General features: G+C 71.3%; 26 protein-coding genes. 10 read left to right on the top strand and 16 right to left on the bottom strand.

Annotated elements, in window-relative coordinates; translation table 11 throughout:
• Positions 1-17 precede the first annotated feature (17 nt).
• The 3 genes from ACWD6N_RS04600 to ACWD6N_RS04590 form a co-directional block, all read right to left on the bottom strand.
• Positions 18-1,505, bottom strand: a complete 1,488-nt coding sequence (locus ACWD6N_RS04600) for an MFS transporter (RefSeq protein ID WP_450004516.1) — start codon at positions 1,503-1,505, stop codon at positions 18-20.
• Positions 1,506-1,576: 71 nt separating this feature from the next.
• A complete protein-coding gene (locus ACWD6N_RS04595) occupies positions 1,577-2,827 on the bottom strand; it encodes an MFS transporter (protein ID WP_450004498.1) in 1,251 nt (416 codons plus the stop codon).
• The gene (locus ACWD6N_RS04590) at positions 2,824-3,534 is read right to left on the bottom strand and encodes a siderophore-interacting protein (RefSeq protein WP_450004497.1); all 711 of its coding nucleotides are present in this window, start codon (positions 3,532-3,534) and stop codon (positions 2,824-2,826) included. The genes ACWD6N_RS04595 and ACWD6N_RS04590 overlap by 4 nt, the downstream gene beginning before the upstream one ends.
• 203 nt (positions 3,535-3,737) lie before the next feature.
• Here ACWD6N_RS04590 and ACWD6N_RS04585 point away from each other — a divergent pair, with 203 nt between their 5' ends.
• From ACWD6N_RS04585 to ACWD6N_RS04575, 3 genes are all read left to right on the top strand, one after another.
• Positions 3,738-4,298, top strand: coding sequence for a GNAT family N-acetyltransferase (locus tag ACWD6N_RS04585; protein ID WP_387323032.1), 561 nt, complete (start codon positions 3,738-3,740; stop codon positions 4,296-4,298).
• Positions 4,299-4,525: 227 nt separating this feature from the next.
• Positions 4,526-4,711 (top strand): hypothetical protein, encoded by a 186-nt coding sequence (locus ACWD6N_RS04580; protein ID WP_450004496.1) that lies wholly within the window; start codon positions 4,526-4,528, stop codon positions 4,709-4,711.
• A 422-nt stretch (positions 4,712-5,133) separates the two neighbouring features.
• Entirely contained in the window at positions 5,134-5,934 is an 801-nt protein-coding gene (locus ACWD6N_RS04575; RefSeq protein ID WP_450004495.1) for an SDR family NAD(P)-dependent oxidoreductase, read from the top strand.
• Between the two features lie 22 nt (positions 5,935-5,956).
• Here ACWD6N_RS04575 and ACWD6N_RS04570 read toward each other — a convergent pair whose 3' ends face one another.
• The 4 genes from ACWD6N_RS04570 to ACWD6N_RS04555 form a co-directional block, all read right to left on the bottom strand.
• On the bottom strand, positions 5,957-7,024 hold the full coding sequence (locus tag ACWD6N_RS04570) for a DUF2855 family protein (protein WP_450004494.1): 1,068 nt from the start codon (positions 7,022-7,024) through the stop codon (positions 5,957-5,959).
• Between the two features lie 60 nt (positions 7,025-7,084).
• On the bottom strand, positions 7,085-7,258 hold the full coding sequence (locus ACWD6N_RS04565; RefSeq protein ID WP_354964507.1) for a hypothetical protein: 174 nt from the start codon (positions 7,256-7,258) through the stop codon (positions 7,085-7,087).
• A gap of 297 nt (positions 7,259-7,555) precedes the next feature.
• The gene (locus tag ACWD6N_RS04560; RefSeq protein WP_450004493.1) at positions 7,556-7,888 is read right to left on the bottom strand and encodes a nuclear transport factor 2 family protein; all 333 of its coding nucleotides are present in this window, start codon (positions 7,886-7,888) and stop codon (positions 7,556-7,558) included.
• 39 nt (positions 7,889-7,927) lie between these two features.
• On the bottom strand, positions 7,928-8,719 hold the full coding sequence (locus tag ACWD6N_RS04555) for an SDR family oxidoreductase (protein ID WP_450004492.1): 792 nt from the start codon (positions 8,717-8,719) through the stop codon (positions 7,928-7,930).
• Positions 8,720-8,834: 115 nt separating this feature from the next.
• On the opposite strand from ACWD6N_RS04555, the gene ACWD6N_RS04550 reads away from it, so the two are divergent.
• The gene (locus tag ACWD6N_RS04550; RefSeq protein WP_387323021.1) at positions 8,835-9,338 is read left to right on the top strand and encodes a winged helix-turn-helix transcriptional regulator; all 504 of its coding nucleotides are present in this window, start codon (positions 8,835-8,837) and stop codon (positions 9,336-9,338) included.
• 54 nt (positions 9,339-9,392) lie between these two features.
• Here the strand turns inward: ACWD6N_RS04550 and ACWD6N_RS04545 are convergent, their stop codons facing one another.
• The 3 genes from ACWD6N_RS04545 to ACWD6N_RS04535 all read right to left on the bottom strand — a co-directional run bounded on the left by ACWD6N_RS04545 (position 9,393) and on the right by ACWD6N_RS04535 (position 13,322).
• Positions 9,393-10,574, bottom strand: a complete 1,182-nt coding sequence (locus ACWD6N_RS04545; RefSeq protein ID WP_450004491.1) for an NAD(P)/FAD-dependent oxidoreductase — start codon at positions 10,572-10,574, stop codon at positions 9,393-9,395.
• A gap of 80 nt (positions 10,575-10,654) precedes the next feature.
• Entirely contained in the window at positions 10,655-11,599 is a 945-nt protein-coding gene (locus ACWD6N_RS04540) for an RNA polymerase sigma-70 factor (RefSeq protein ID WP_449935857.1), read from the bottom strand.
• Between the two features lie 145 nt (positions 11,600-11,744).
• On the bottom strand, positions 11,745-13,322 hold the full coding sequence (locus ACWD6N_RS04535) for an MFS transporter (protein WP_449935859.1): 1,578 nt from the start codon (positions 13,320-13,322) through the stop codon (positions 11,745-11,747).
• 174 nt (positions 13,323-13,496) lie between these two features.
• On the opposite strand from ACWD6N_RS04535, the gene ACWD6N_RS04530 reads away from it, so the two are divergent.
• Complete coding sequence (locus ACWD6N_RS04530; RefSeq protein WP_354964500.1) at positions 13,497-13,976, top strand: winged helix-turn-helix transcriptional regulator; 480 nt, start codon at positions 13,497-13,499, stop codon at positions 13,974-13,976.
• A gap of 9 nt (positions 13,977-13,985) precedes the next feature.
• Here ACWD6N_RS04530 and ACWD6N_RS04525 read toward each other — a convergent pair whose 3' ends face one another.
• A complete protein-coding gene (locus tag ACWD6N_RS04525) occupies positions 13,986-15,161 on the bottom strand; it encodes a zinc-dependent alcohol dehydrogenase (protein WP_387323013.1) in 1,176 nt (391 codons plus the stop codon).
• 259 nt (positions 15,162-15,420) lie between these two features.
• On the opposite strand from ACWD6N_RS04525, the gene ACWD6N_RS04520 reads away from it, so the two are divergent.
• Positions 15,421-15,579, top strand: a complete 159-nt coding sequence (locus ACWD6N_RS04520; RefSeq protein ID WP_450004490.1) for a hypothetical protein — start codon at positions 15,421-15,423, stop codon at positions 15,577-15,579.
• 50 nt (positions 15,580-15,629) lie between these two features.
• On the opposite strand, the gene ACWD6N_RS04515 is transcribed toward ACWD6N_RS04520, so the two are convergent.
• From ACWD6N_RS04515 to ACWD6N_RS04495, 5 genes are read right to left on the bottom strand one after another with little or no spacing between them, the layout of a single operon-like run.
• Positions 15,630-17,840: a glycoside hydrolase family 27 protein gene (locus ACWD6N_RS04515; protein ID WP_449935863.1), complete on the bottom strand. Its 2,211-nt coding sequence runs from the start codon at positions 17,838-17,840 to the stop codon at positions 15,630-15,632.
• A gap of 48 nt (positions 17,841-17,888) precedes the next feature.
• The gene (locus ACWD6N_RS04510) at positions 17,889-19,982 is read right to left on the bottom strand and encodes an alpha-galactosidase (RefSeq protein ID WP_450004489.1); all 2,094 of its coding nucleotides are present in this window, start codon (positions 19,980-19,982) and stop codon (positions 17,889-17,891) included.
• The gene (locus ACWD6N_RS04505; RefSeq protein ID WP_450004488.1) at positions 19,979-20,800 is read right to left on the bottom strand and encodes a carbohydrate ABC transporter permease; all 822 of its coding nucleotides are present in this window, start codon (positions 20,798-20,800) and stop codon (positions 19,979-19,981) included. The genes ACWD6N_RS04510 and ACWD6N_RS04505 overlap by 4 nt, the downstream gene beginning before the upstream one ends.
• Positions 20,800-21,717, bottom strand: a complete 918-nt coding sequence (locus ACWD6N_RS04500; protein ID WP_354964494.1) for a carbohydrate ABC transporter permease — start codon at positions 21,715-21,717, stop codon at positions 20,800-20,802. The genes ACWD6N_RS04505 and ACWD6N_RS04500 overlap by 1 nt, the downstream gene beginning before the upstream one ends.
• A gap of 1 nt (position 21,718) precedes the next feature.
• On the bottom strand, positions 21,719-23,014 hold the full coding sequence (locus ACWD6N_RS04495; protein WP_387323004.1) for an ABC transporter substrate-binding protein: 1,296 nt from the start codon (positions 23,012-23,014) through the stop codon (positions 21,719-21,721).
• 158 nt (positions 23,015-23,172) lie between these two features.
• On the opposite strand from ACWD6N_RS04495, the gene ACWD6N_RS04490 reads away from it, so the two are divergent.
• From ACWD6N_RS04490 to ACWD6N_RS04475, 4 genes are read left to right on the top strand one after another with little or no spacing between them, the layout of a single operon-like run.
• Positions 23,173-23,919 (top strand): SDR family NAD(P)-dependent oxidoreductase, encoded by a 747-nt coding sequence (locus ACWD6N_RS04490; protein WP_387323002.1) that lies wholly within the window; start codon positions 23,173-23,175, stop codon positions 23,917-23,919.
• A 37-nt stretch (positions 23,920-23,956) separates the two neighbouring features.
• Entirely contained in the window at positions 23,957-24,667 is a 711-nt protein-coding gene (locus ACWD6N_RS04485; RefSeq protein ID WP_387323000.1) for a FadR/GntR family transcriptional regulator, read from the top strand.
• Complete coding sequence (dgoD, locus tag ACWD6N_RS04480) at positions 24,664-25,809, top strand: galactonate dehydratase (protein ID WP_387322998.1); 1,146 nt, start codon at positions 24,664-24,666, stop codon at positions 25,807-25,809. The genes ACWD6N_RS04485 and dgoD overlap by 4 nt, the downstream gene beginning before the upstream one ends.
• Positions 25,803-26,651 (top strand): hypothetical protein, encoded by an 849-nt coding sequence (locus ACWD6N_RS04475; protein ID WP_387322996.1) that lies wholly within the window; start codon positions 25,803-25,805, stop codon positions 26,649-26,651. The genes dgoD and ACWD6N_RS04475 overlap by 7 nt, the downstream gene beginning before the upstream one ends.
• The last annotated feature ends 4 nt before the right edge of the window (positions 26,652-26,655 follow it).

Below are 26,655 nucleotides of genomic sequence, written 5' to 3'. Positions count from 1 at the left end.
CTGGGTGGCTCTGCTGCCTACCCCCCGACGGGCTCAGACTCCGACCGGTGCGCCCGGTGCAGCAGCCCGGCGGCCACCAGGCCACCGACCAGGACTGCGACGGCGCCCACCGTCTGCCCGGTCTCCAGCGCCGAGGCGAAGGCGACGGTGACCGCCTCCCGTTCCGGCCCTTCACGGGCCGCGGCGAGAGCCGCCGGGAACGATCCGGCACCGGCCAGGGTGGCCGGCAGCAGGGCGGCGAACCGGGCGTTCAGCACGGCGCCCAGCACGGCGATGCCGAGGCTGCCGCCGACCTCGGTCATGGTGCCGTCGACCCCCGCGCCGGCGCCGGCCTTCTCCGCCGGGATCGCGCTCATCACCGCCTCGACGATCGCCGGATTGGCCAGAGCGCAGCCGACACCCATGACGAGCAGCCCACCCAGCAGCACTCCGTAGCCGTCGGAGGGGAGCAGGGTGACCACCGCGAGACCACCCGCGAGCAGCGTCATGCCCACGGCGATGGCAGCCGCCAACCCGAGCCGACCGATCAGGGCCGCGGCGACGCCGCTGACGTTCAGCAGCACAATGGACAGGGCGAAGGGCGCCATCCGCAGGCCGGCCTCCCAGGCCGGGTAGCCGCGGACGAACTGCAGGTGCTGGGTGAGCAGGAACAGCGCGCCGGTGGCCCCGAACGTGATCAGGACGACGCCGGAGATCGCTCCGACGAAACGCCGGTCCCGGAAGAAGTGCATGTCCAGCATGGGGTCGGTGGTCCGCCGCTCCCAGTGGACGAAGAGCCCGAGCAGGAGTACACCGACGGCCGCCGTGCCGAGCACCCCGGCCGACACCCAACCCCGCTCCGGCCCGGAGATGATCGACCAGACGACGGCGGTCAGCCCGGCGGTGGAGAGCACCGCGCCGACCACGTCGAGGCGGCCACCGGCCGCATTCCGGGACTCGGGTATCAGCGCACGGCCGACCACCAGGCAGACCAGCACGACGGGGACGTTCATCAGGAAGATGGCGCCCCACGGCAGGTGGGCGAGGATGGTGCCACCGATCGGTGGTCCGACAGCGAAGCCCAACGCGCTGGTGGCAGCCCAGATGCCGATGGCCCGGGAACGTTCGGCACCGTCGAACACCTGCATCGCGACCGCGAGGGTGGCGGTGACCAGCAACGCACCACCGATGCCCATCCCGGCCCGCGCGGCGATCAGCTGCCCGCTGGTGCTGGCGAGGCCGGCGGCCAGCGAGCCGAGCCCGAACAGGACCAGCCCGGCGAGCAGCATCCGACGGCGCCCGTACCGATCGGCGGCGCTGCCGGCGGTGAGCAGCAGACCCGACAGAACCAGCGCGTACGCGTTGATCATCCATTGCACGTCGGCGGTGCTGGCGCCCAGCTCGGTGGTGAGCACCGGCACCGCCACGGTCAGCACCGTGTTGTCCAGCACCACGACGAGCTGGGCGGCACAGAGCACGGCCAGGATGAGCCACCGGTGGGGCAGCCGGGCCGACGCGGTGGTCAGGGTGGCTGACCGAACCGCCGTCCGACCGGCGGTCGGCGCGTCCACAGCCGCCCCGTGTCCGCCACCTGATGTCACGCCACTGCCTTCACAGCGTCCGGTGTGGGCTCCGTGGCCGACCCGGGGAGGGGCGCGCGGGGGAACCGTCGCTGGTGCGCGAGGCCCAGGGCGACCCCGGCGACCACCAGCAGGATGGCGGCGACCGCGACGGCCGGATAGCCGACCCGATCGGCCGCCGCGAGGCCGACGGAGGCGGCCACGAACGAGCAGACCAGCCCGAACGACGACAGCACGGTGAAGTCGGTGCCGCCGGTGCCCGGCCGGGAGTAGTCCATGTTGACCGTGTAGAGCACGACGTTGGCGATCGTGTAGGCGACCATGAAACAGCAGAGCGCGACGACCGTCCCGGCCAGCGGCGCGCGGCCGTTCATCAACGGCAGCAGCATCATCGTCGACACCACCAGGGCCAGTCCCCCGACCACCAGCACACCGCCGCGCCCGAACCGACCGATGCCGAGGCCCGCGAGCAGACCGGCCACGATGGCCGGCGCGCTGATCACCACACCCGTCACCACGCCGATCCGGCCCAACGACCATCCCGCGTCGACCAGGGCCGGCGTCACGAGGGCGTACGCCATGCCGGCGCCGACGTAGACCAGGGGCACCACGCCGAACGTCCACCACCGGCACCCCGGCTGGCCGAACACCGACAGCAGCGCCCGGTAGGCCGTGCCGACCCCGGCCACCCGGTCGGTACGGGCCGGCTCACGGAACCGCCACACCACCAGCAGGCCGACGGCTGTCAGCGCGGCCAGCAAGCTGATCGCCGGCACCCAGCCGAACCGGTCGTAGACCACCACGCAGGCGCCGCCGCCGAGCAGGTTGCCGAGGTAGCTCGCCGCCACCTGGATGCCGTTGCCGGTCCCACGGGCCGACTCGGTGAGCATCCGCACGGCGACCGCGTCCACGGCGATGTCCTGCGTGGCGGAGAAGAGGACGTACAGCGCGCAGATGGCGATGACCGGGCCGAGCGCGTCTGCCGGGCGGGAGAACGGCAGCAGCGCCAGCAGGGCGATGACCAGGGCGCTCTGGAGCACGAGCAGCCAGGATCGGTAGTGGCCACGGCGACGGGAGCCGTACCGGTCGAGGATCGGCGCCCAGAGGAACTTGACGGGCCAGATCAGACCGACGATCTGCAGCAGGGCCAGGGTGTCCAGTGAGGTGCCGCCGTCCCGCAGGATGGCGGTCAGCCCGACGGTGATGAAGCCGATGCCGAGATACTGCGTGACGTACAGCGCGGTCAGGGTGCCGAGGCGACCCGTCATGCGGCTTTCCAGTACGCGAGAGACGTCAGCTGACCCTTGTCGACGCTCAGGGTGCGCCGGACGTGCCGGACGATGGTGCGGGTGCTGGCCGCCTCGCAGGCCACCCAGTAGTGGGCCGCGTCGCTGGCGGGCAGGGCGGCGCAGACCGTGTCGACCAGGTGCTGCCCGGCGTCGCGCCGAGGCACCCAGGTGACGTCGTGGTGCGCCCGGGCCCGTGGCGTGAGCGCCTTCTCGCCCTCGTGGGCGTACTCCAGCCAGACCGTCGCCGGGAGGCCGGCGCCGGCGTCGAGCAGGCTGTTCACCGCCGGCAGGGAGGCCGCGTCGCCAACGAGGTAGAGGTGCCCGGGTGCGGGGTCTGGCAGCTGGAACGCGCTGCCCTGGACGGTGGCGCCGATGGTGTCGCCGACCCGTGCCGTGGTGGCCCAGCGTGCGGCGCAACCGTCGTGGATGGCGAATTCGAGGCTGAACCGGCCCGTCGCCGGGTCGGGGTCCACCAGCGTGTACGCGCGCTGGTGTGCGCGGCCGTCATTGTCGAACCACAGCCGGACCCACATCGTGGGGTGGACCCCGCACGCCTCCAGCAGGCCGCCGCCGTCCAGGAGCAGCCGCTGGTAGTGCCCGTCGATCGATTCGGCGCCCAGCACGGTCAACCGAAAGTCCCGGCCTCCCATGGCTTTGAGGACCAGGGCCTCCCAGTTCCGTTTCACGCACCCCTCCAGGTAAGGTGAGCCTTCGTTAGGGGAGGGTAACCTAACCTGACACCGGACGGAACACGTGTCCCCCTCGCTTCGGCGCAGTGCCTGAATGAGCCACGCCGACCGCGACGAGCGCCAGTTGTGGGCGGACGGGCATCGACGCACTCGCCCGGTCACGGCCCACCTCACCGCCCCTCAGCAAAGGACAGCGCGACATGACATACCAGGAGAAGATCCCCGGCCTCGGCGAGTTGTCGCTGGTGACCGTCGACCCCGACCGGCACGCCGAACTCCTGCACGTCTGGGTCACCCGCCCCCGCAACTCCTTCTGGGGCATGGGGTCCCACACGCTGGAGCAGGTACGCGAGATCTACGCCTTCGTCGACAGCCTGCCGACGCACCACGCGTACCTGATCATGATCGACGAGGAGCCGGTCGGCCTCTTCCAGACCTACCAGCCCGAGGCGGACCCGGTCGGCGAGCGCTACCCCGTCCAGCCCGGCGACGTCGGGATGCACCTGCTGCTCAGCCCCGACCGGCGCCTCGCCCAGGGCCTCACCGCCGCCGCCGGTCCCGCCCTCGCGCGCTTCCTGTTCCGCGACCCGGCCGCCCAGCGGATCGTCGTCGAGCCGGACGTGCGCAACCACCTCGCGCTACGCCGACTGGAGGTCGAGGGCTTCACCTTCGGGGCCGAGATCGAGATGCCGGACAAGCGCGCCCAGCTCGCTTTCCTCACGCGCGCGCGGTTCGAGTCGGACCACCCGACCCCGGCCTGACCGCCGACTCGGTCGGCAGCGGAGGGTGCTCGCGCACTGAGGTCATGCGCTGGCGCATGACGAACGGCGATGCCGGGTATGGTGCGGTGTATTGGTGTCGCCGGGCCTTCCCCGGGATCCAGACACCGCGCTCTGGCGCCAGTGCGAGCGCCGCGTTTGTCACGAGGTTGTGCGGCAGGAGTTGCCGACGGCCCAGACTCACTCCTTGTTGAACAAAGGACCCGTGCATGACATCGAACGGAACTGATCGACCCGTGTTGTTTCTCGCCAACGCGGCCGCCGACGGGCTGGACAGCTCGGGCGTGACCGTCGACGGCAGCGAGGAGGCCATGCGGCGCCTACGCCATCCGTTCGCGGTGAAGCCGGCCCGGCCTACTGCGACGGCGGGCGACAACCCGGAGCAGCGCGACTGATTTGAGGCTCCACTCCATCTGCCCCACCACGGGCTCCCCACTCACGAGCATCCTGCCCTCGCCACGCTGCCGGAAACCGGGCGCAGGATCCTGAGCCGCGCTTCCACGGCAGCCTGGCCCAGGCCCAGGTCGGCATCTCGCGACTGCACGCCTCCGGGCTGATCACCCAATCGTTGGCCGGGCTGCGCGGCCACCTGTCCGACGACCGCGCCCGGACCTGTTCCGGCATAGATTTTCTGGGCCGGCCGGGGCCAGCCTCGGCGGCAGGATCCAGCGCCGATCCGGCGGGCGGTAGGCGACGAGACCCTCCTGACAGCACCACTCACGCTGCCGGGTCCGGCCGGCGCCGTTACGGTCGAGGTTGCCGGAAGCGGTCCCCCGACCCGGGGGTGGCCGGGGAAACGCCGACGAACAGGACAGCCATGACGGTTCACATCGATCTCGCCGGCAGGACCGCGCTGGTCACCGGTTCGACCCAGGGGATCGGCGCGGCCATCGCGGCCGGCCTCGCTCGCGCGGGGGCCCGGGTGGCGGTCAACGGCCGTACCGCCGCCAGTGTCCAGAAGGCGGCGGTGGCGTTGCGGAGCGAGGTCCCCGGTGCCGACGTGATCGAGGTCGATGCCGACGTGGCCAGCGACGAGGGCACCGCCCGGACCCTCGACCTGCTGCCGACCGTCGACATTCTCATCAACAATCTGGGCATCTTCGGCCCCACTCCCGCGCTGGAGATCTCGGATGACGAGTGGCGTCGCTACTTCGAGGTGAACGTGCTGGCCGGCGTCCGACTGACCCGGGCCTACCTGCCCGGGATGATGGAGCGCGGCTGGGGACGCGTGCAGTACATCGCCAGCGACTCGGCGGTCGCGATCCCGGCCGAAATGATCCACTACGGTGTCTCCAAGACGGCACTGCTCGGCGTCTCACGCGGGTTCGCGAAGGCTGCCGCCGGCACGGGCGTGACCGTCAACTCCGTGCTCGCCGGGCCCACCCACACCGGCGGCGTCGAGGGCTTCATCTCCGACCTCATGGGCGACAGCCTGCCGTGGGACGAGGCGCAGCGGGAGTTCATGCGGCAGCACCGGCCGCAGTCCCTGCTTCAGCGGCTGATCGAGCCCGAGGAGATCGCCAACATGGTCACCTACCTCGCCTCTCCCCTCGCCTCCGCGACGACCGGCGCCGCGGTCCGGGTCGACGGCGGCTACGTCGACGCGATCATCCCGTAGGCGTTCCGACTGACATCACCACTCAGAGCTGGACGATGTGACCCACCCGTGGTGGCGTACGGCCGCCGAGGACCTCGAGCCACGCGTGCCGCAGGGCTTCCGGCCCCACGCCGACCCGGACGTCGAGCCAACCGCTCACCACCGCGGTGAACCCTTGCCAGGCCTCGCTGAACCGTTGGTCCAGCCCTTCGCGGCCCCAGTCCAGACTGCGCTTGCGCATCTGGACCGGCGCGAAGAACACCTCCTCGGCCGCGTCGGCGTTCGGGGTCTGGTTGGTGAGCCCGACCGCGATGTCCCGGACGAGTTGGTCACCGAGGTGTCGTCGCAGAGCGGTACGGGTCGATGGCGCTCCGGACAGATCGAGATAGACGGTCGGAACCACGTCGAGGACGCCGATGTCGTCGTAGGAGTGGACCTCGTCGTAGCAGCCGAGCGACCGTGTGAAGGCGACGTTGCCCGGTGCGGTGAGCCCGACCAGGCGCGGGCCACGGCCGTGCAGTTCGAACGCCGTGGCGTAGGCGGTCTTGCTGGACGCCGACGACAGCACCAGCGAGGTTGCGCCGTGGAAGCCGTTGTCGACGACCTGGTCGGCCAGCATGAAGGAGGTGAAGAACAGCGGCCGGAACAGGACCAGCAGATCCTCCTGCTCGGGCCGGTACGCCGGGTCGCCGGTGGTCGACCGGTAGGCGTTGTACGGCGAGGGCAGCCCGGCCCGGTGCGTGCTCGCGTCACGGAACCCGGACGCGTCCACCCGGTGTGGCCGCACCACGAGGTGACCCGCGGGCGGGAGGTAGCCGTAGACCCGCTGCCCCTCCGCGACCTCCGAAACCGTCGACGCGATCACCTCGGCGAAGCCCCACAGCGGCGGGAGCCCCCACTGCGACCCGAGCCCACGGGCGTCCGGCGGGAAGAACTGCCAGTAGCGCATCGAGTCACCGAGCACCGCGTAGGTCACGTTGTTGGCGGTCAGGCCGACACGGTCCACCCGGAGCAGCGCCTCACCGTCGGACAGAGCGGAGGTCGCGCCATCGACGATGGTGGTCCGGCCGAGGTCATCACGGGCCACGGCGAATGTCCATGAGGCAGGCATGGTCTGAAGCTAGACAGTCCCGGAAACGGAGACAAGTGCACTCTCAATGCAAAATCCCGCTCACGGGGAGGGCGCGTCGGCCAGGTCGGCCGGGTCGAGGTGCAGGGTGGCGAGCAGGCCGGAGTGCTTGGCCGGGTCAACCTGCTCCGGGAGCTCGCGCTCGACCCAGTCGGCTCTGGCCTGCTGGCCCCGATCACGAAGTGCGTTGACGATCCGGTCCCTGGCGATCTTCATCTGGTGCTCCCTGGTTGAGCCGTCCCCAACGGTCATGCTCGCCGGACGGCGGTGTGAACGGGTCGGACTCCACCACCGGCCATCGCGCCGAACCCGAATGTGCGGTGACCGGTTGATCCGACAGCCGGACGTGGTCGGTGATCAACCAACACGACCAGCACTCGCGGCGATGAAGATGACAATCGTTAACGCCCCTCGTGGGCTGGTGGCGACAGCGACTGCCGGCCACCGGGATCCCGGGCGACATGCCCACCGTACGCCCTCGCCCTGTGGAAACGCACAATCCGGCGCTGGCCGTCAGGGTGCGATGCGGAGGACCCGGATCGCGCTGTCGTCGTGATCGCTGAAGCGGTACCTGAGCCCGGCGAACGGGCTGCCGGGAAAGTCCCCGGTGATCGTCGTGGTCACGATGGTGCCGGCGGGAGTGCTGTCGACGTCGGTGATCTCGTACGACACCAGCGGCACCTCGCGGCGCCACTCACGGATCGCCTCGATGCCGCGGTACTCGGTCGACTCGTCCTCGACGACGGCGTCCTGCGCGAACAGGGCGAAGTAGTCCTCGGAATCCGGCTGGCCGGCGAGTTCGAAGTAGCGGCGAATGATGTCCGGCGTCGCCTGGTTGGCGGTCATTGTTCGGTGTCCCTTCTGGACGGTGCGGGTCGGGTCGGGTCAGACCGTCGGAATGGTGCCGCCGTCGATCACGTGCTCCGCGCCGACGATCGACGAGGCGCGGTCGGAGACCAGGAAGGCCACCAGGTCGGCCACCTCGTCCGGGCGTGCCGGGCGGCCCAGCGGGATACCGCCCAGGGAGTCCATCAACTGCCCGAGGGCGGTGTCGCGGTCGACGCCGTTCCCGGCGGCGAGGCGGTCGACCAGGGCGTCGGCGGCGGTGGTCTGAATGAAGCCGGGTGCCACGCTGTTGACCCGGACGCCGTACGGCGCCACCTCGTTGGCCAGGCCCTTGCTGTACGCGGTCAGCGCCGCCTTGGCGGCCGCGTACCCGAGGGTGGCCTCGTACATCGGCTTGCGGCGCTGGATCGAGGAGAGGTGCACGATGGCACCGGCGCGCTTCTCGATCATGGATGGAACGAGGCACCGGTCGAGGCGTACCGCGCCGAGGAGGTTGAGATTCAACTCGTCGGCCCAGGCCTGCTCGGTCAGCGCGGCGAAGCCACCCGCCGGGGCGTGCGACCCGCCGACGACGTGCACGACGATGTCGGCGCCACCCTCGCCGAGCAGGCGTTCGGCCACCGCCTGCGCGCCGTCGACGCTCGACGTGTCGGCGGCGATGAACCGGTCGGTGAACTCGAACTCCTCGGGCTCACTGCGGGCACTGACCCACACGTCCGCGCCGACCTCGCGCAGCCGGGCGGCGATCGCCGCGCCGGCACCCTTCGTGCCGCCGGTCACCAGGGCGCGGCGGCCCTGGAGCGAGTCCCGTGCGGACACCGTTTCGGACATCGGACACCCCTGTCTGCGCAGCATGAAGCGGGCGTCGTCGGGACGCCGTATAGTTGCTTTTGAAACAGAACCTACTGACTTCGACAGTAGCACCGACTCGAAAGAGGGCACATCCGTGGCAGGAAAGATCCGCTTGGAGGACCGCGAGTGCCCGCTGTCCAGCGCGCTGGGCTACGTGGGCGAGTGGTGGACACTCTTGATCCTGCACGACGCCTTCGACGGGTACACCCGGTTCGACCAGTTCCAGGCCAACCTGGGCGTCTCGTCCAGCATCCTGACCAGCCGGCTCAAGACCCTCACGGGCCAGGGGCTGCTCGAACGACGTCGCTACCAGACCAGGCCGGACCGCTACGAGTACGTCCTCACCGACCTCGGCCGCAGCCTGCGGCCCGTCGTGGTCGCCCTGGCCGCGTGGGGCAACTCCCGCCTGGACCCGAGCGAACGCAGCATGATCCTGGTCGACCGGAACACCGGCGTGGAAGCCGATCCGGTCATCGTCGACCGGATCACCGGTCGTCCGCTCGACGACGGCGACTTCGTCTTCGCCGCCGGCCCGGCCGCCAGCGAGATCATGCGCAGGCGCTACGAGCACATCCCGACCCAGTCGGCACCTCTCTGAAGCACGCCTTGGTGGCCGCAGTCGTAAGTTCTTCACGCCGGCAACGCTCTTTCGTCATGACCGGGCGAGGAGTCGGGTCTCCACTGCGTCGGTGACCGCGAGGTGCCGGCGGCGGCTCGGCATCATCATGGTCGGGTGGGAGATGCTCCAGGCCGCGCTAGCGCAGATCATCTCCTTGATGCGGGCGGCGGTCCGACCCGTGATGACGGTGGGCGTGACCTGATCCTCGGGGGTCACGCGCTGGATGATTCCATCGCGGCGTCCGAGGCTGATGCACTGCAAGGAGTAGCCGATCGTGGTCTCGGGAACCTTGCGACCGGTCAAGCGCGCGGCGATGACGTCGGCTGCCAGCCACGCCATCGGGTTTGCCGAGGCGCAGGACATCCGCAGTGGCTTGCCGCCCGCTCCTTCGGCGAGCGCGGCGTCGCCGACGGCGTACACATCGGGGTGCGAGACCGATCGCATACTGGCGTCGACGACGATCCGGCCACTGTCGGACACCTCAAGGGTGGTGGCGGCCGCGATCGGGTGCACGGTGAAACCCGCGGTCCACACGGTCACCTGAGCCTCGATCTTTCTGCCTGCACCGGTGACCACGCCGTTCGCTTCGACGCGCGCGATGTCGGCATGGTCGTGGACCGTGATGCCAAGCCGGTCCAGGGCGCCGCGCAAGTGGCGCTGGGCCTTGTCGCTGAGCAAGCCGCCGACGCGGCCACGGGCGGCGATCGCGACCTCAAGGTCCGGGTGGGCTTCGGCGATCTCGGTGGCTGCCTCGATGCTGGTCAGGCCGCCGCCCACGATCAGCACGGTCCCACCGCGCTTCACCTCGCTCAGGCGCGCCCGCAGCCGGAGAGCGGCCTGCTTGCCGGCCACGTCGTAGGCGTGCTCTGCGACACCGGGGACGCCGTGATCGGTGATGGCGCTGCCCAGGGCGTACACGAGAGTGTCATAGACGAGGGTCTCACCGCCGAGATCGACGGTCTTGCCTTCCACATCGACAGCGGCGACCCGCGCGGTCCGGACCTGTACGCCGGTGCCCGCGTAGACGTCGCGCAGTGGGCGAGGCTGCAGATCTTGCCCGCTCGCGAGCTGGTGCATGCGTACCCGTTCGACGAACTCCGGGTCGCCGTTGACCAGGGTGATCTCGATGTCGTCGCGGTGCAGCCGCTTGGCGAGGCGCCCGGCGGTGTTGGCTCCGGCGTATCCGGCTCCCAGGACGACGATGCGGTGCTTCATGGCTCGCTCCTATCTGGTTGCTTTCACCTCCTGAACCGGACAGGCGCGCGATCCCTGACAGGGGACGAGTGTGAACTGGGTCACCAATTGACCACCAGTGGGCGATGGGGTCCAGCGGCCGCCCACTGGCGCGCGACGCGCTGAAGTTTGTCCGGGTTGACCTGGATGTGGATCGACGCCAGACCGTCGGGGGTCGCATCGAGGCAGAACACGCCGATGACCTGCTCGTCGACCTCCGCCAGCACGGCAGGACCGCCGTTGACGACGACGGCGTAGAAGGCGGGAGTGCCACCGACGAGGGCTCGCTTGGCATCGCTCGGCTGGAACAGAGCACGCAGGTACTTCGCGATGTCCATCGCTCCGATGACCGGGGTCCTGCGGGCATGAACCTTGCCGCCGCCGTCGGCCATGCTGACCGCGTCGTCGACGAGCAGCCGGATCAGCGGCTTGGTGTCGCCACTGAGGGCCGCGGCGAGAAACTCCTCGACGATCTTCCGGGCGGCGACCGCATCGATCTCCGTGCGGGATCGTTCGACAGCCAGATGCTGCCTGGCACGCCGGTAGATCTGCTGGCAGTTCGACTCGGTGATGTCCAGAATCTCCGCGATCTCGCGGTGCGCGTACCCGAACGCCTCGCGCAGCACATACACCACGCGCTCATTGGGGGACAGCCGCTCCATCAGGGTGAGCATCGCCATGGAGACCGACTCGCGCTGCTCGAGGGTGTCGGCGGGGCCGAGTATCCGATCTCCGTCCAGCACCGGCTCAGGGAGCCACTGCCCCACGTACGTCTCCCGCCTGGCCCGCGCCGAGGTGAGCTGGTTGAGGCAGAGATTGGTGACCACCTTCGTCAGCCACGCTTCGGGCGTCTCGATCCGTTCCCGGTCCGCCGCATGCCAGCGCAGGTACGTATCCTGTACCGCGTCCTCCGCATCACCGGCCGATCCCAGCAGCCGATAGGCGATCGCCTCCAAGCGGCCCCTGGAGCTCTCGAACAGATCGGCCTCGTGCGTGCGGAGCGACATTGCCCCATGATTGATCATGCGCGCGGGCCGCGTCTACTCGCCCCAGACACCCTGGATCACCCGTGTGAGACCGTGGCCAGGGATGCGGGCCCTGCCGTACTGGACCCCGCCGCATGACCCCCGAAGGATTTACACCTCAGACCACTTAGTGCTGGTGCGGCCGGTTTCGGACGAGGGCGAGAGCGAGCACGGCGGTCGCGAGGAAGACGACGCCGTTGACCCGCAGGCCGGCCTGCACACCGGCGGTCAGTGCCTCGGCGAGCGCGGACCGGACCGGTTCGGGCAGCGCCGGGTCACCGGTGGCGCCGCCGGCCACCGCCGTCCGCACCGCCGTCCGGGTCGGCTCGCCCACCTGGTGAGCGGCGAGCCGGTCGGGCAGGTCGGCCAGCATCGTGGTGGTGAGCAGCGTGCCCAGCAGGGACGAGCCGAGCACCGAGCCGACCTGGCGGGCGGCGTTGACCGCACCGGAGGCCATCCCGGCCTGGGCGGGCGCGACGCTGGCCAGCGCCGCCGCGGTCGCCGGGGCCACCACCAGGGCGCTGGCGGCGCCGAACAGGGCCAGCAGCGGCCAGCGGTGGTCGAACGGGGTGGTCGGGCCCTGGGCGGCCAGACCGAAGCTGGCCAGGGCACCGAGGACGAGACCGGCGGTGAGGGGGGCCTTGAACCCGGTGCGGCGGATCGCACGCCCGGCGGCGAAGGCGGCGACCGCGTAGACACCGAAGAGCACCAGCATCCGCCAGCCGGTGTCCAGCGGGCTGAGCGCCTGAGCACGCTCGTGGAACAGGACGAGCAGGATCGCCACACCGGTGAAGCCGAACAGCGACACCGCCGCGACGACCATGACGGCGCTGAACGACGCGGACCGGAACAGCCGTACGTCGAGCATCGGCGCGCTGGTACGCAGCTCGACCAGCACGAACCCGACCAGCGCGGCGGCGGAGACGATCCAGGTCGTCGCCACGACCGGGCTGGTGTAGCCGTCCCGCCCGCCCCTGATCATGGCGTAGACGGCGGCGGCGATGGCGATGGTGCCGAGCAGCAGACCCGGCACGTCCAGGCGGCCCGCGCCCTGCCGGGACTCGGCCACCCCGATCGCGGCCACGACGAGGGTGACCACACCCAGCACGATCGTCGACAGGAAGACGCTGTGCCAGTGAAAGTGCCGCAGCAGGGTGCCGGCGATCAGCGGCCCGACCGCCAGGCCGATGCCGGAGGCGGCCGACCAGGCGGTGATGACCTCGGTGCGTCGGTGCGGGTCGGTGAAGGTCGCGCCGAGGATCGCCAGGCTGTTCGGCAGGATCAAGGCCCCGCCGAGGCCCGCCACCAACTGCCCGGCGATCACCCAGGCCGCGGTGGGGGCCGCGGCGACGACGGCGCCACCAACGATCATGGCGATGACGCCAGCGGCGAACATCCGCCTGCGCCCGTACCGGTTGCCCAGTGTGGCGGCGGACAGGACCAGGCTCGCCACCACCAGGGTGTAGGCGCTGGGGATCCAGATCAGGGTGGTCGGGTCGACGCCCAGGTCGCGCTGGATGGTGGTCAGGGCGGAGACCGTCGCGGTGATCTGGAGAAACGTGATCATCGCGCCCAGGCACATGGCGATCAGGGTCACCGCGCGGGAGCCGCGAACGGATGGACGCGCGGTGGCGGTCGGTGCGGGTGCGCTCGCGTGCGGCGGGCGTGCTGATCCGATCGGGGCCGTGGTGCGCTGGTCGGTCACAGGGGGTCCTAAGGTTCGGTCCACGCGGGTGCCGGGGTCGACGGCGACGGCGGGGAGGCGGACGGCGCCGGTCAGGCAGCGCCGACTGACGTGGGCTGACTTGCGCATAGCGAAGCCAGAGCCCAGTCAAGCACCTGACTAGCGGTTGCGCAAGTCAGGCCGTACGCTGGTGGCATGGCGGATCTACGTGACGACCGCGACTCCTGGTCGATGGCGAACTGCTCGGTCGCCCGCGCGATGGACATCGTCGGCAGCAGATCGACCATGTTGATCATGCGGGAGGCATTACTCGGTACGCGCCGTTTCGACGACTTCGTCCGTCGGGTCGGGGTCGGCGAGCCGGCCATGGCCGCCCGGCTCAAGGAACTGGTCGGCGCCGGCCTGCTCGAACGGATCCCCTACCGGGAGCCGGGGCAGCGCACCCGCCACGAATACCAGCTCACCCCCAAGGGCCGTGAACTGCTGCCGGTGGTCACCGCCCTGCGCAACTGGGGTGACACCTGGGCCGCCGACGAAACCGGCCCCGGCCTCCTCGTCACCCACCACGGTTGCGGCAAGCCGATCCGCGCGGTGCTCCGCTGCGAAGCTGGCCACGACGTCAAAGATGACGAGACCGACATCCTCGCCGGGCCGGGCCTGATCCGGCGCGGGTGACCGCAGGCGTCATCCGGCCGGTTCGAAGACGGCCCGTACGCAGCCGTCGATCCTGTTCTTGAACATGCTGTAGCCCTGCGGAGCCTGGTCGAGCGGCATGGTGTGGGTCGCCAGGTGCTCGGTGACCAGTTCGTCGCGCGCCATCCGTTCGAGCAGCATCGGAATGTAGCGGTGGCCGTGCTGCTGGGCGCCGCGCAGCGTGAGGCCCTTGTTCATCACCGCGCCGAGCGGGAACCTGTCCACCAGACCGGCGTAGACACCGAGCAGGAACACGCTGCCACCCTTGCGGCAGTTGTGGATGGCGTCCCGGGCGGCTACCGGCGCGTCCGGCTCCAGCCGCAACTGCTGCTTGATCTGGTCGTACCAGGACTGCGGGCCGGTGCTGTGCGACTCCATCCCGACCGCCTCGATGCACACGTCCGGCCCCCGCCCGCCGCTGCGTTCCAGCAGCTCGCCGCCCACATCGTGGCTCTGGTAGTTGAGGGTCTCCACCCCCAGGTGCGTCTCCGCCATCCGTAGCCGGTCGTCGAAGCGGTCGATCACGATCACCCGTTCGGCGCCCAGCAGCACCGCTGCCCGCGCCGCCATCTGGCCCACCCCGCCGGCGCCCCACACCGCCACCACGTCACCGGGCCGGACACCGCCCAGGTCGGCGCCCATCCACCCGGTGGGAGCGGCGTCGGAGGCGAACAGCGCACGCTCGTCGCTCACCCCGTCCGGAACCGGGAACGCCCCCTGGTCCGCGTACGGGACCCGGATGTACTCCGCGTGACTGCCCGCGAAGCCGCCGAGGGCGTGCGAGTAGCCGTAGCAGCCGCCGGGCATTGGGCCCCGGGGGCTCTCGATGACCGCCGGGTTGGTGTTGCCGTTGTCGCACAGCGAGAACTGCTGCTGCTGGCAGTACCAACAGCGACCGCACGAGATGAACGAGCAGACCACCACCCGGTCCCCCACCCGGTGCCTACGCACCTGCGGGCCGACCTCGACCACCTCACCCAGGAACTCGTGGCCGAGGACGTCGCCGCGCTCCATGAAGGGGAGGTAGCCGCCCAGCAGGTGCAGGTCGGAGCCGCAGGTCACCGTCTTGCGTACCTTGATGATCGCGTCCTGCTCGTTGCGCAGCTGCGGCTCCGGCACCTGGGTCACCGCCAGCTCGTCGGCGCCCTGCCACACCAGTGCCTTCACCGCCGCCCCTCCTGTCGGCCCTGCCGTCTCACCGCCCGGTCCGACGCTAGCGGCGGGCCGGCGCGGCGGCGGTGGTTCAGCCGGGTTGCTGCCAGGCGGCGAGGCGGAGCCCAAAATGACGCGCAAAGTACCCGTGACGTTACGCTTGTTTCCAAGGTTTCCGGCCGGTTACGAGCGCTTCTCGACGATCGATACCGCTCCTACGTTTCGGCCACCGTCATCAGTCGTGGCGGCCGGCACCGAACGTGGAGGCAACGACGTGCCACAACCGAACGCACATCGGACCGGACGGACGGCGGCGGGTGAACCGGCGCGGGCCGCGGGGGCGATGGCCGAGCTGGAGGCCGGCATCGAGGGCCGCGGCGCGCCACTCGCCCTGGCCGTCCTGCGCCGGTGCCGGGAGCTCGTTCCGGACTGACGCGTGGTGTGCCGCCGACGGAGGAGCCGCCGACGGCACACCACAATGGATCAGAGAACGATCTGATGCACCCGGTCGTCGACGCCGCGTACCGCCAGCCAGGCGCTGCCGTCGGCGCCTGCGGCGGCCCCCGGTGCGCCCCGGAACGCGTCGGTGGCGAACTCGCCACGACGGAACCAGCCGCCCCACGCCCCGTCGACCAGGTTGCGCTGCCAGAGCCGGTTGTCGGCGGCCAGCGCGAAGAGGTAGACCCGCCCCTCGGTGGCCAGCAGGGTCGGGCTGCCGCTGGTGGTGCCGCCCAGGCTGGTCCAGGCCGACCAGGTGGTGCCGGTCCGGCTGCGCCACCACACCTCGTCGGTGCGGCTGCGGACCGCGACGTGCAGCACGCCGGCATCGTCGACGACGGCACTCGGCCGGCCGTAGATCGGCCGGTCGTCGGGCGCGCCGATGCCCGTCCAGCCGCTGCTCGGGGTACGCGAGAAGAGCATGCCGTCGGCACCGCGGACGATCAGCGTCCACTGGGTCGGGCTGGTCCAGGCCACCGTGGGCCCGTCGGTCACCGTGCCGCCGAGGCTCCGCCACGGCCCCCACTTGCCGGCGACGTAACTGCGCTGCCAGGCCGCGTTGTCGGTGCCCCGTACGAAGACGTCGATCCGGCCGCCGGCGGAGCCGTACGCGGCCGGCTGGCCGAGGATCCGGCCGCCGACCGGGCCGCCGAGGGACGTCCACCGGGTCCCCCAGGTCGCACCCGAGCGGGTGTTCACCGCCAACGCGCCCTGCGCCGTCCGGACGAAGGCGGTGGCGTGCGTGTCGTCCACCCGGACCAGCGCGGGGCTGGCGCTGGCGGTGCCGCCGAGGCTGGCACCGGCGACCTGGTCGGCGCCGGTCAGGCCGAGCATGGCCACCCCGTGCGCCGGGACCTGGACGGTGTACGAGCCGGTGAACGGCTGGACCCCGGCCGTGCCGGGCTCGGCGTCGACGGTGTTGCGGGCCCACAGGTCGCGGACCGCGACCGGCCCGCCGAGCGCGACGTCAGCGAAGTTGACGGTGATTTCCTGGGCGGTGTCGTGCCGGTTCAGCAGCGCGACCGCCCGCCGGCCGGAGCCGGTGAGCACCTTGCTCCAGACCTGCGCGTCGACCCCGGTGTCGGCGACCTTGACGCCCTGCCGGACCAGCCGGTCCTGGTTCACCGCGATGATCTCCGGGTTGGTCAGGGCAGAGATCATCTCGCTGGGCAGGCCGCGCGGGTCGGAGCCGATGACCAGCGGGGCGGCCATGATGGACCACATGCCGAGCTGCGTCTTGGACTCCTCCAGGCTCAGCTCGTATCCGCCGCCGGGCAGCGGACGCATCGGCAGCAGGTAGTCCGGGTCGTTGTAGTGCCCCGGCCCGGTGGCCGCCGGGTGGTACGCGTTGACGTCCATGTTGCGCAGCACCCACGGGAACGCCCACTGCGGCGTCGGGTCGGTGAGCCCCACGTCCGTGTAGGTTCGCCAGGAGTCGGCGACGGTGGGCGCGTACGTGTAGGTCCAGGTGGAGAGCTGCTCCGGGGTGTACGGGCCGCCGCCCCAGTCGGAGCTGACCGGGTTGCAGATGTTCAGCAGCATCGGCCGGGGCGACTGGCGTACCGCGTCGGCGAGCTCGCGGAAGGTCGCCTCCGGGTCGAGGCCCGCGGCGCGGCCGCAGAGCCAGTCGGCCTTGAGCGCGTCGAACCCCCAGCCGGCGAACTGGGCCACGTCGGCCCGGTAGTGGCCGTTGCTGCCCAGCCCGCACTGCCCGGGCAGGTACGGCCCGGCGTCGGTGTAGATGCCGGCCTTCATGCCCTTGCTGTGGATGTACGCGGCCAGCGCGCCCATCCCGCCGGGAAACCGGGCCGGGTCGGCGACCAGCCGGCCGGCCTCGTCACGGGGGGTGGGCGCGGCCCAGTTGCCGTCGATCCAGACGTAGGTGTAGCCGGCGTCCCGCAGGCCGCTGCTGACCATGAAGTCGGTGACCGATCGGACCTCGGCCTCGGTGGGATCGCCACCGAGGCCGAAGTAGGTGTTCCAGCCCTGGTAGGGCGTCGGGGCCAGCCCGCTGTTGAAGAAGGTCGGGGCGCCCTGGTCCTCGGCGCCGGTGGCGGCGGGGGCGTGGCCGGGCCGGCCGTGGCCGTGGGCCGGGGACGGATCGCTGTGCGGTGGGCCGGCCGTGGCCGGCAGTGGGCCGACCAGGCCCAGGCCGAGCACGGCCAGGGCGACGGTCAGCGGTCGGATCAGGCGCATGGGGGGTACTCCTGTCCCTCGGGGGTGGGGTGCGGTGGTGCCCCGGCCTCAGTCGCGGCGCAGCACGATGAGGTCGGCGTCGTGGGTCGCGCTCCAGTTCACCGGCAGGCCGACCGAGCTGAGGTGGCTGCCGGAGTAGTGCTTGTCGCCGTGCCGGTAGTGGGCGGCCGGGTCGAGGCCCCGCAATGGCAGCCGGACCGGGCGGGACGGGAGCAGGCCAGCGCCGTCGAGCCGGCCGGTGTGCCAGGCCAGCACGACCACCCGGCGCTCGTCCGGCGCGGTGTACTGCACCGCACAGCGAGCCTGGTCGGGGCCGCCGATCAGGTGCGCCTCGCCGTACGTGACGACGTCCCGGATCTCCTTGTACCGGGCGATCCAGCCGGCCGCCTCGGCCCGCTCGGCGGCGCTCCAGGCCCGGATGTCCGCGCCGATGCCGAGCACGCCGGCCATCGCGAGCACGAACCGGAACGCCAGCGAGCGCGGACGCGGATCGAAGAGGCCGGGCGCGTCGGTGACCCAGGAGCTGAGCAGGTGCGGGGCGTTGGCGTGCAGGAAGCCGTACTGGATGGCCAGCCGGTCCAGCGGGCCGGTGTTGTCGCTGGGCCAGAACACGTCGGCGCGGGCGGCCATCGCCAGGTCGGTCCGCGCGCCCCCGCCGGCACACGCCTCGATCAGCACGCCGGGGTGGTTCCGGCGCAACCGCTCGTAGATCCGGTGCAGGTTGGTCACGTGCGCGCCGTCCAGGTCGAGCGGGCCGACCCCGCCCGGGCGCCCCGGCTCGGTACGCGGCCGGTTGAAGTCCCACTTCAGGTAGTCGATCTCGTACCGGCGGAGCAGACCGTCCACGGTGGAGTGGACGAACTCGGCGACCTCCGGCCGGCCCAGGTCGAGCAGGTACTGGTTGCGTACGGGGGTGAGCGGACGGCCGTGGACGGAGTAGACCCACTCCGGGTGCTCGGCGTAGAGCCGGGACCGTGGGTTGACGCACTCCGGCTCGACCCAGAGCCCGAAGTTCAGCCCGAGCGCGCGGACGTCGGCGATGAACGCGTCGAACCCGGCCGGGAACTTCGCCGGATCCGGCGTCCAGTCGCCCAGCCCGGTGGTGTCGTCGTCGCGGCCGACGAACCAGCCGTCGTCCACCACGAACGTCTCCACGCCCAGCTCGGCGGCGATCTCGGCGAGCGCCAACTGGCTCTTCGCCTCGACCGCGAAGTAGGTGGCCTCCCACGAGTTGTAGAGCACCGGGCGCGGCGTCAGCCGCTCCCCGGCGAGCAGCCGCTGGTGGGTGTGCCAGACCCGGGCCAGGCCGTCCAGGCCGTCCGGGCTGTACGCCCCGGTAACCATCGGCAGGGTCAGCCGGTCGCCGGGGGCCAGCTCCAGCGGGCCGTCGACCAACTGGCGGCCGGCGCGGACCCGGGTCAGGCCACCGGTGTCCCGCTCGGCGCTGATCTCCCACGAGCCGGTCCAGGCCAGCGCCGTCCCCCAGGTGGGGCCGGCCGGCTCGGCGGTGTCCCGCACGGCCAGCCAGGGAACGTGCAGGTGCCCGGGTACGCCCTGCGAGCTGCCGATGGTGAACGTGCCGTGGCCCAGCTCGACGTGGGAGAGCTGGAACTCCTGCGCCCACTGCCCCCACTGGTGGCTGAGCAGCGCGCCGTGCGGCGTCGGCACACAGAACCCGGCCGACCCGGCCCGCACGACCCGCAGCGGACCGCTGCCCTCGTTGGTCAGCTCGACCCACCGCTGCACCACGTCGGTGCCGGCGGGCACCCGGTAGTGCACGGTGACCCGTAGCCCGGTCACCGGGTCGGCGAAACCGACCGCCAGCTCCCGCTGGTCGGCGTCGACCCGCACGTCGGTGTGGCCGAAGCCCACCCGGCGCTCCCCGCTGGCCGTCTCCACCACCAGGTCGGCGCCGGTGAACGGCCGGTCGGCGTCGGTCGCGTACTCGATCGGGGCGGCGTCCCCGGCGGTGAGGAACGGCACCGGGCCGTCGTAGGCGACCGGGGACGGGCCGTCGGAGACGCCGTGCGGACCCCACGCGACAAGCTCCAGCCAGCGGCCGTGCGCCGGCACGGTCACGGTGTACTCGGTGTGCGCGCCGCGCAGCGTCCAGCGCTGCCCGCCCGGCGCGGGGGCGGTCACTTGACCGCCCCGAGCGCCAGGCCGGAGACGAAGTGCCGCTGGAAGCGCAGGAAGACCGCGACGGTGGGTACGGCCGCGATGACCGTGCCGGCGGCGATGACGTTCCAGGACGAGACGAACTGACCCTGGAGGCCGAGCAGTGCCGGGGTGACCGGCATGTTGTCGTCGGTGCGCAGCACGGTGATCGCCCAGAGCAGGTCGTTGAAGATCCAGGTGAAGGAGAGCGCCCCGAGCGCGGCCAGCGCGGGCCTGGTCAGCGGCAGCATCACCCGGGTGAAGATCTGCGCCGTGCCGGCACTGTCGATCGTGGCCGCCTCCTGGATCTCACCCGGCAGGTCCCGCATGAAGCCGTGCAGGACGAAGGTGTAGAAGCCGAGCCCGAAGCCGACCTGCACCGCGATCAGCGCCCACAGCGTGTCGTACAGGCCGGTCAGCTCGCTGAACTTGGCCACCGGGATGAGCAGGATCTGCGGTGGCAGGAGGTTGCCGGCGAGCATCAGCAGCAGGATGGTCCGGCGGCCGGGGATCCGGAAGCGGCTCAGCGCGAACGCGGCCATCGCGGCCAGCCCCAGGCTCAGCGCCACCGACGGGATGGTGACCAGCATGCTGTTGATGAGCGCGCGCAGCTCGCCGCCGTCGGTCCACGCCTGCCGGTAGGTGTCCAGGGTGAACGAGCGGGGCAGGCTGCCGACCCCGTGCGCGGCGATGTCGTCGAACGACCGGGTGGACATCACCACGACCCAGAGCACCGGGCCCAGCCAGAGCAGCGAGAGCAGAATCATGCCGGTGTGGAAGGCCCCGGTGCGGAGCTTGTTCATCACGCTTCCTCCCGGAACGCGCGGATCAGGTAGCCGAGGATGACCGCCAGCGCCAGCACGAAGATCACGACGGCGATCGCGGAGGCGTAGCCCAGGCGCAGGCTCTGGAACGCGGTCGAGTACATGTAGGTGCTGAGCAGCTCCGACGAGTGGTACGGCCCGCCCTTGGTCAGCGACCAGACGATGTCGAACGACCGCAGCGAGTCGATCACGATGACCGAGAGCACGACGGCGTTGACCCCCTTGAGCTGGGGGATGGTCACGTGCCGCAGCCGCTGCCAGGCGTTGGCGCCGTCCATCCGGGCCGCCTCGTGCAGCGCCGGGTCGATCGCCTTCAGCCCGGCCAGGAACAGCACCATCACGTACCCGATCTGCCGCCACAGCGCGGGCAGGATCACCGCGTACAGCGCGGTCTGCGGGTCGGCGAGCCAGGGTCGGATCAGCTGCTCCAGGCCGACCGACCGCAGGAACGAGTCGAGCAGCCCGTCGGGTTGGTAGAAGACCCGCCAGACCAGCGCGGTCACCACTAGCGAGAAGACCACCGGGGTGAACAGCGCGGCCCGGTAGAAGCCGACCCCGCGCCGTTCCCGTTGCAGGACCAGCGCCATGCCGAAGCCGCCCAGCACGGAGAGGCCGCCGAAGAGGACCAGCCAGATCACCGTGTTGAGCAGCGCGCCCCGGAAGGTGGCGTCGCCGGCCATCTCCACGTAGTTGTCGACGCCGACGAAGGTGGGCGGCGACATGCCGTCCCAGCGGGTGAGGGAGAACCAGAAGCCCTGGATCGCCGGCCAGAAGACCCAGACGCTCTCGACCAGGAACGGTACGAGGACGAACGCCACCAGCAGCGGCGACAGTCGAGCCGACCGTCGCCGCCGCCGGGTGGGGGTGACCGAAGTCGTGGAGATCGTTGCTGTCACGTCAGCCCTTGAAGACCTTCTCGGCGCCGCTCTGCCACTCCCGCAGGATCGCGTCGATCTGGTCCGGCTTGTCCATGAACTTGGTCAGCGCGGTGTCCGCGGTCGGCTGGAGCGCGTCGCTGGAGTCGCGGTTGAAGAACTGGGTCAGCTCCTTGGCGCCGTCGAGCATCGCCTTGCCCTTGACCACGAGCGGCGAGTCGGACGCCTTGGCCTTCGGGTTGGCCGGCAGCACGATTCCGGAGCTGGCCTTGACGTACGCCTCCTGCGCCTCGACGCCGGCCAGGTAGGTGAGCAGAGCCTTGGTGCCGGTGGAGTTGGCGGTCTTGGCGCTGGCGAAGAAGCCGTCGGTCGGGGCCTCCTCGGCCACCGGCACCGCCGGGTCGATGATCGGGAACTGGAAGAAGTCCAGGTCGCCGAGAGCATCCTTGGGCGCCGCATCGGCGAAGAAGGTGCCGATCAGGAACATGCCGGTCTTGCCGGCCAGCAGGGCAGTGGTCGCCTCCTGGAACGGGTAGGCCTTGCCCTTGGGGTCGAAGTAGGGCAGGGCCTCGCGCCAGCGGGTGAAGACAGCCTTGACCCTGGGGTCGTCGAAGCGCTGCTTGCCGGCGAGCAGTTCGCGGTGGAACGGGGCGCCGTTGATCCGGATGTTGAGGTAGTCGAACCAGGCGGACGCCACCCACGGGGTGTCGCCGAGACCGATGCCGATGGGCGGGATGCCCTTGCTCTTCAGCGTCTCGCACAGCGCCAGGAACTCGGTCCAGGTCTTCGGCTCCCGCACGCCCCACTTGGCGAAGTTGGACTTGCGGTAGAAGAAGCCCCACCAGTAGTTGTTCATCGGCACGAAGACCTGCTTGCCGCTGGCGTCGGTGGAGAGGGTGCGTAGCGACTGGGGGTAGTCGCCCAGCGACTTCCAGACGTCGGAGACGTCCAGCAGGAGGTTGCGGCTGGCGTAGTCGTTGGCGACCGAGCCCGCGTACCAGGTGTAGAGGTCCGGCGGGTTGGCCGAGGTCAGGTACGTCGGCAGCTGGGTCCGGAAGGTCTCCGAGGCGATCGTGTTGAGGCTCGCCGTGCCCTTGCCCTGCGCGTTGAAGTTCGCGATCAGCTTCTCCATCGCCGCCTTGGCCTGCGGCGAGGAGAGGTTGGACTGGATGGTGACCGCGCCGGAGCCGTTGCCCGCCGTCGGCCCGCTCGCGGAGCTGGCGCACGCGCTGAGGAACGAGCTGGCGCCGAGGGCGCCCAGGCCGGCGAGCCCGAGGTGGCCAAGGAATCGCCGGCGACCGGGGTCGAAGTCGCTCACGGGGGTGTCCTTCCTCTACGACACGTAGCGTCACGGCGCAATGTGTCGGCCATGTGAATGGTGTGACCAGAAGGTTGCATCGACCCTCGGCGGCTGTCAAGATATCTTCGTAATTAATGATTAGATGAGACCAAGGCGAGGGTCAGGTGGATCAGCTTATGCGCCGGCTTGAGGGTAAGAACGCGCTGGTCACCGGCGCGATGGGCGGGATCGGCGCAGCCATCGCCCGACGACTCGCCGCCGAGGGAGCGGCAGTCGCGCTGCTCGACGTGGCCGACTCGACCCCGCTGGCCGGCGAGCTGACCGCCCGGGGCGACCGAGCACTGTCCGTAATGGGCGATGTCAGCGATGAGGCCGACTGGTCGGCCGCCGTGGCGGCGGTGCACGGCAGCCTCGGCCCGGTGGACATCCTGGTCAGCACCGCGTACGCCGTGCAGGTCGCCCCGGCACACGAGACCAGCCGACAGTCCTGGGACCACCAGCTCGGGGTCAGCCTCACCGGCTCGTTCCTCGGCGTACGCGCCTGTCTGGACGATCTGCGGGCACGCGCGGGCTCGGTGGTGCTGATCTCCTCGGTGCACGCGCTGGTCGGGCTGCCCGGGCGACCCGCGTACGCCGCGGCCAAGGGCGGCCTCGTCGCGCTCGGCCGCCAGCTCGCCGTGGAGTACGGCCCACAGGTGCGGGTCAACACCGTGCTCCCCGGGCCGATCCTCACCGACGCCTGGGCCGAAGTGTCCGAAGAGGACCGTCGACGCAGCGTCGCGGAGACCGTGGCGAAGCGGTTCGGCACGCCGGACGAGGTGGCCGCGACGGTGGCCTTCCTCGCCTCACCGGACGCCGCCTACGTCACCGGCGCGAGCCTGGTGGTGGACGGTGGCTGGACCGCGGTGAAAGCCTCGGCCTGAGAGATCGATACCGACCAGCGAGAAGGCCAGGAGAGCATTGGCACAGTACGCACGCCGCGGCGTCCACGGGCAGACCGTCGAAGCCATCGCCCGCCGCATCCTCACCGGTGAGATCCCCGCCGGGGCGACCCTGAACATCGTCGCGCTGCAGGAGGAGTTCGACGTCAGCCTGACGGCGCTGCGCGAGGCGCTGAAGGTTCTCTCGGCCAAGGGCATCGTCGACGCCCGGCAGAAGCGCGGCACGTTCGTCCGGCCGCGGGCGGACTGGAACCTGCTCGACGGTGACGTGATCCGCTGGCAGTTCGCCGAAGGCCCCCACGAGCGCCTGCTCGACCAGTTGCACGAGGTCCGCGCCATCATCGAGCCGGCCGCCGCGCGGCTGGCCGCCACCCGGGCCACCGAGGACGACATCGCCGCGCTCGACCGGGCGCTGGTCGAGATGGCCGAGGCCAACGGCGACCCCGCCGCCGCCGTCGCCGCGGACCTCTCCTTCCACCGCGCGCTGCTCGCCGCCACCCACAACGAGCTGCTGGAGCGCATGGAGGTGGTGATGGAGACCGGGCTCGCCGAGCGGGACCGGCTGGTGCACGGCGGCGCGCCGCACGACGACCCGGTGCCCAGCCACCGCGCCGTGGTCGACGCGCTGCGGGCACGCGACGAGACGGCGACCGAGACCGCCATGCGTGAGTTGCTGGACAAGGCTGTCCGCGACGTCGAGAAGGCACGGGGACAGAGGGGCAGTCAGTGAAGATCGAGCGGATCGAGACCTTCCTGGTCGCGCCACGGTGGTTGTTCTGCCGGGTGGAGACCGACGACGGGCTGGTCGGGTGGGGTGAGCCCGTGGTCGAGGGGCGCGCCGAGGTGGTGCGCAGCGCGGTCGAGGTGCTCTCCGAATACCTGATCGGCGAGGATCCACTCCGGATCGAGCAGCACTGGCAGGTGCTCACCAAGGGCGGCTTCTACCGCGGCGGCCCGATCCTCTCCAGCGCGGTCGCCGGCCTCGACCAGGCGCTCTGGGACATCGCCGGGCAGGCGTACGGCGCACCGGTGCACGCCCTGCTCGGTGGGGCCGTCCGGGACCGGGTGCGCATCTACTCCTGGATCGGCGGGGACGAGCCCGACGAGGTGGCCGACGCCGCCGCCGCGCAGGCCGCCGCCGGTCTCACCGGGGTCAAGATGAACGCCTGCGGGAGACTGTCTGCCATCCCCACCTCCGCCGAGGTGGACGCGGTGATCGGCCGGGTCGCCGCAGCCCGGGAGGTGCTCGGCCCCGACCGGGACATCGCACTGGACTTCCACGGCCGGGCCGGGCTGGCCGCGATTCGCCGGATCCTGCCCGAGCTGGCCCCCCTGCGTCCGTTCTTCGTGGAGGAACCGGTCCTGCCCGACCAGGCCCACCACCTGCGCGACATCGTCGCCGGTACGCCGATCCCGGTGGCCACCGGGGAACGGCTCTACGGCCGCTCCGAGTTCCTCGGCCCGTTGCAGGCCGGGGTCGCCGTGGTCCAGCCGGACCTGTCACACGCCGGCGGGATCTCCGAGGTGCGCCGGATCGCCGCGCTGGCCGAGACGTACGGCGCGTTGCTGGCCCCGCACTGCCCGCTCGGCCCGATCTCCCTGGCGGCCAGCCTCCAGGTGGCCTTCGCGACGCCGAATTTCCTGATCCAGGAGCAGAGCATCGGCATCCACTACCACTCCGGCTCCGAGCTGCTGGACTACCTGGTCGACCCGGAGCCGTTCCGGTTCGTGGACGGGCACATCGGCCGGTTGGACCGGCCCGGTCTGGGCATCACGGTGGACGAGGCGGCGGTGCGGCAGGCCGCGCGTACCCCACACGCCTGGCGGAACCCGGTCTGGCAGCACCGCGACGGGTCGTTCGCCGAATGGTGACCGGGGGTGCCGGGCCCGCGCCGGTGCCGCTGCGGGTGGCGTACGACGCGGCACGAGGCGGCCGGTGGACCAGCCTGCGCGGCGGCGGCCGGGAGTGGCTCTGGCGGGGGCCGGAAACCGGCCGGCACGAGGTACGCCCCGACGCCGCGTTCATCGACGCCGGCGGGCTGGAGGAGTGCCTGCCCACCGTGCGCGGCCGGCCCGACCACGGCGAGGTGTGGTCCCGGCCGTGGCGGACAGCCGGTCCCGGAACGGTGGTCATCGAACGCCCCACGTTCACGTTGACCCGCCGGATCACCGACCGGGACGGCGTGGTGGTGGCCGACTACCGGCTGGCCGCTGAGCCCGGCCACCGGTTCGTGTGGGCGGCGCACGCCCTGCTCGACCTCTCCCCCGAGGCCCGTCTCGACGCGCCGGCCGGCACTCCGACCCGGCTGCACCCGGAGGCCGCCGCTCTGCTGTCCCCGGGCACCTGGCCCGCCGGCAGCCCCTGGCTGACCGGGCCCTGGCCCGCGCCGGCCGGGCTGGCGCTGGACACCCTCGGCCCGGACGACGGCACCGCGCTCGGTGCGGTGCTACTCGACTGCCCCCGGGTTCAGGTGACCGACGGCGCCGACCGGCTGACCCTGGAGCTGGAGTGCGCCGACCAACCCCGCAGCACCGCGCTCTGGCGCAACCTGGGCGGCTGGCCCGCCACCACGCCCTACCGCAGCATCGGTGTCGAACCGATGCTCGGCGCCGCCTTCGACCTGGCCGATGCCGGTCCGTCCGACGCGGCGGTCGTTCCGCCCGCCGGTGAGGTCGCCTGGCGGCTCACCCTCTCCGCCCACCGCTTCCGGTAAGGAC

The sequence above is a fragment of the Micromonospora sp. NPDC005163 genome (assembly GCF_053599835.1).
This window is presented reverse-complemented; position numbering and strand designations above follow the sequence as displayed.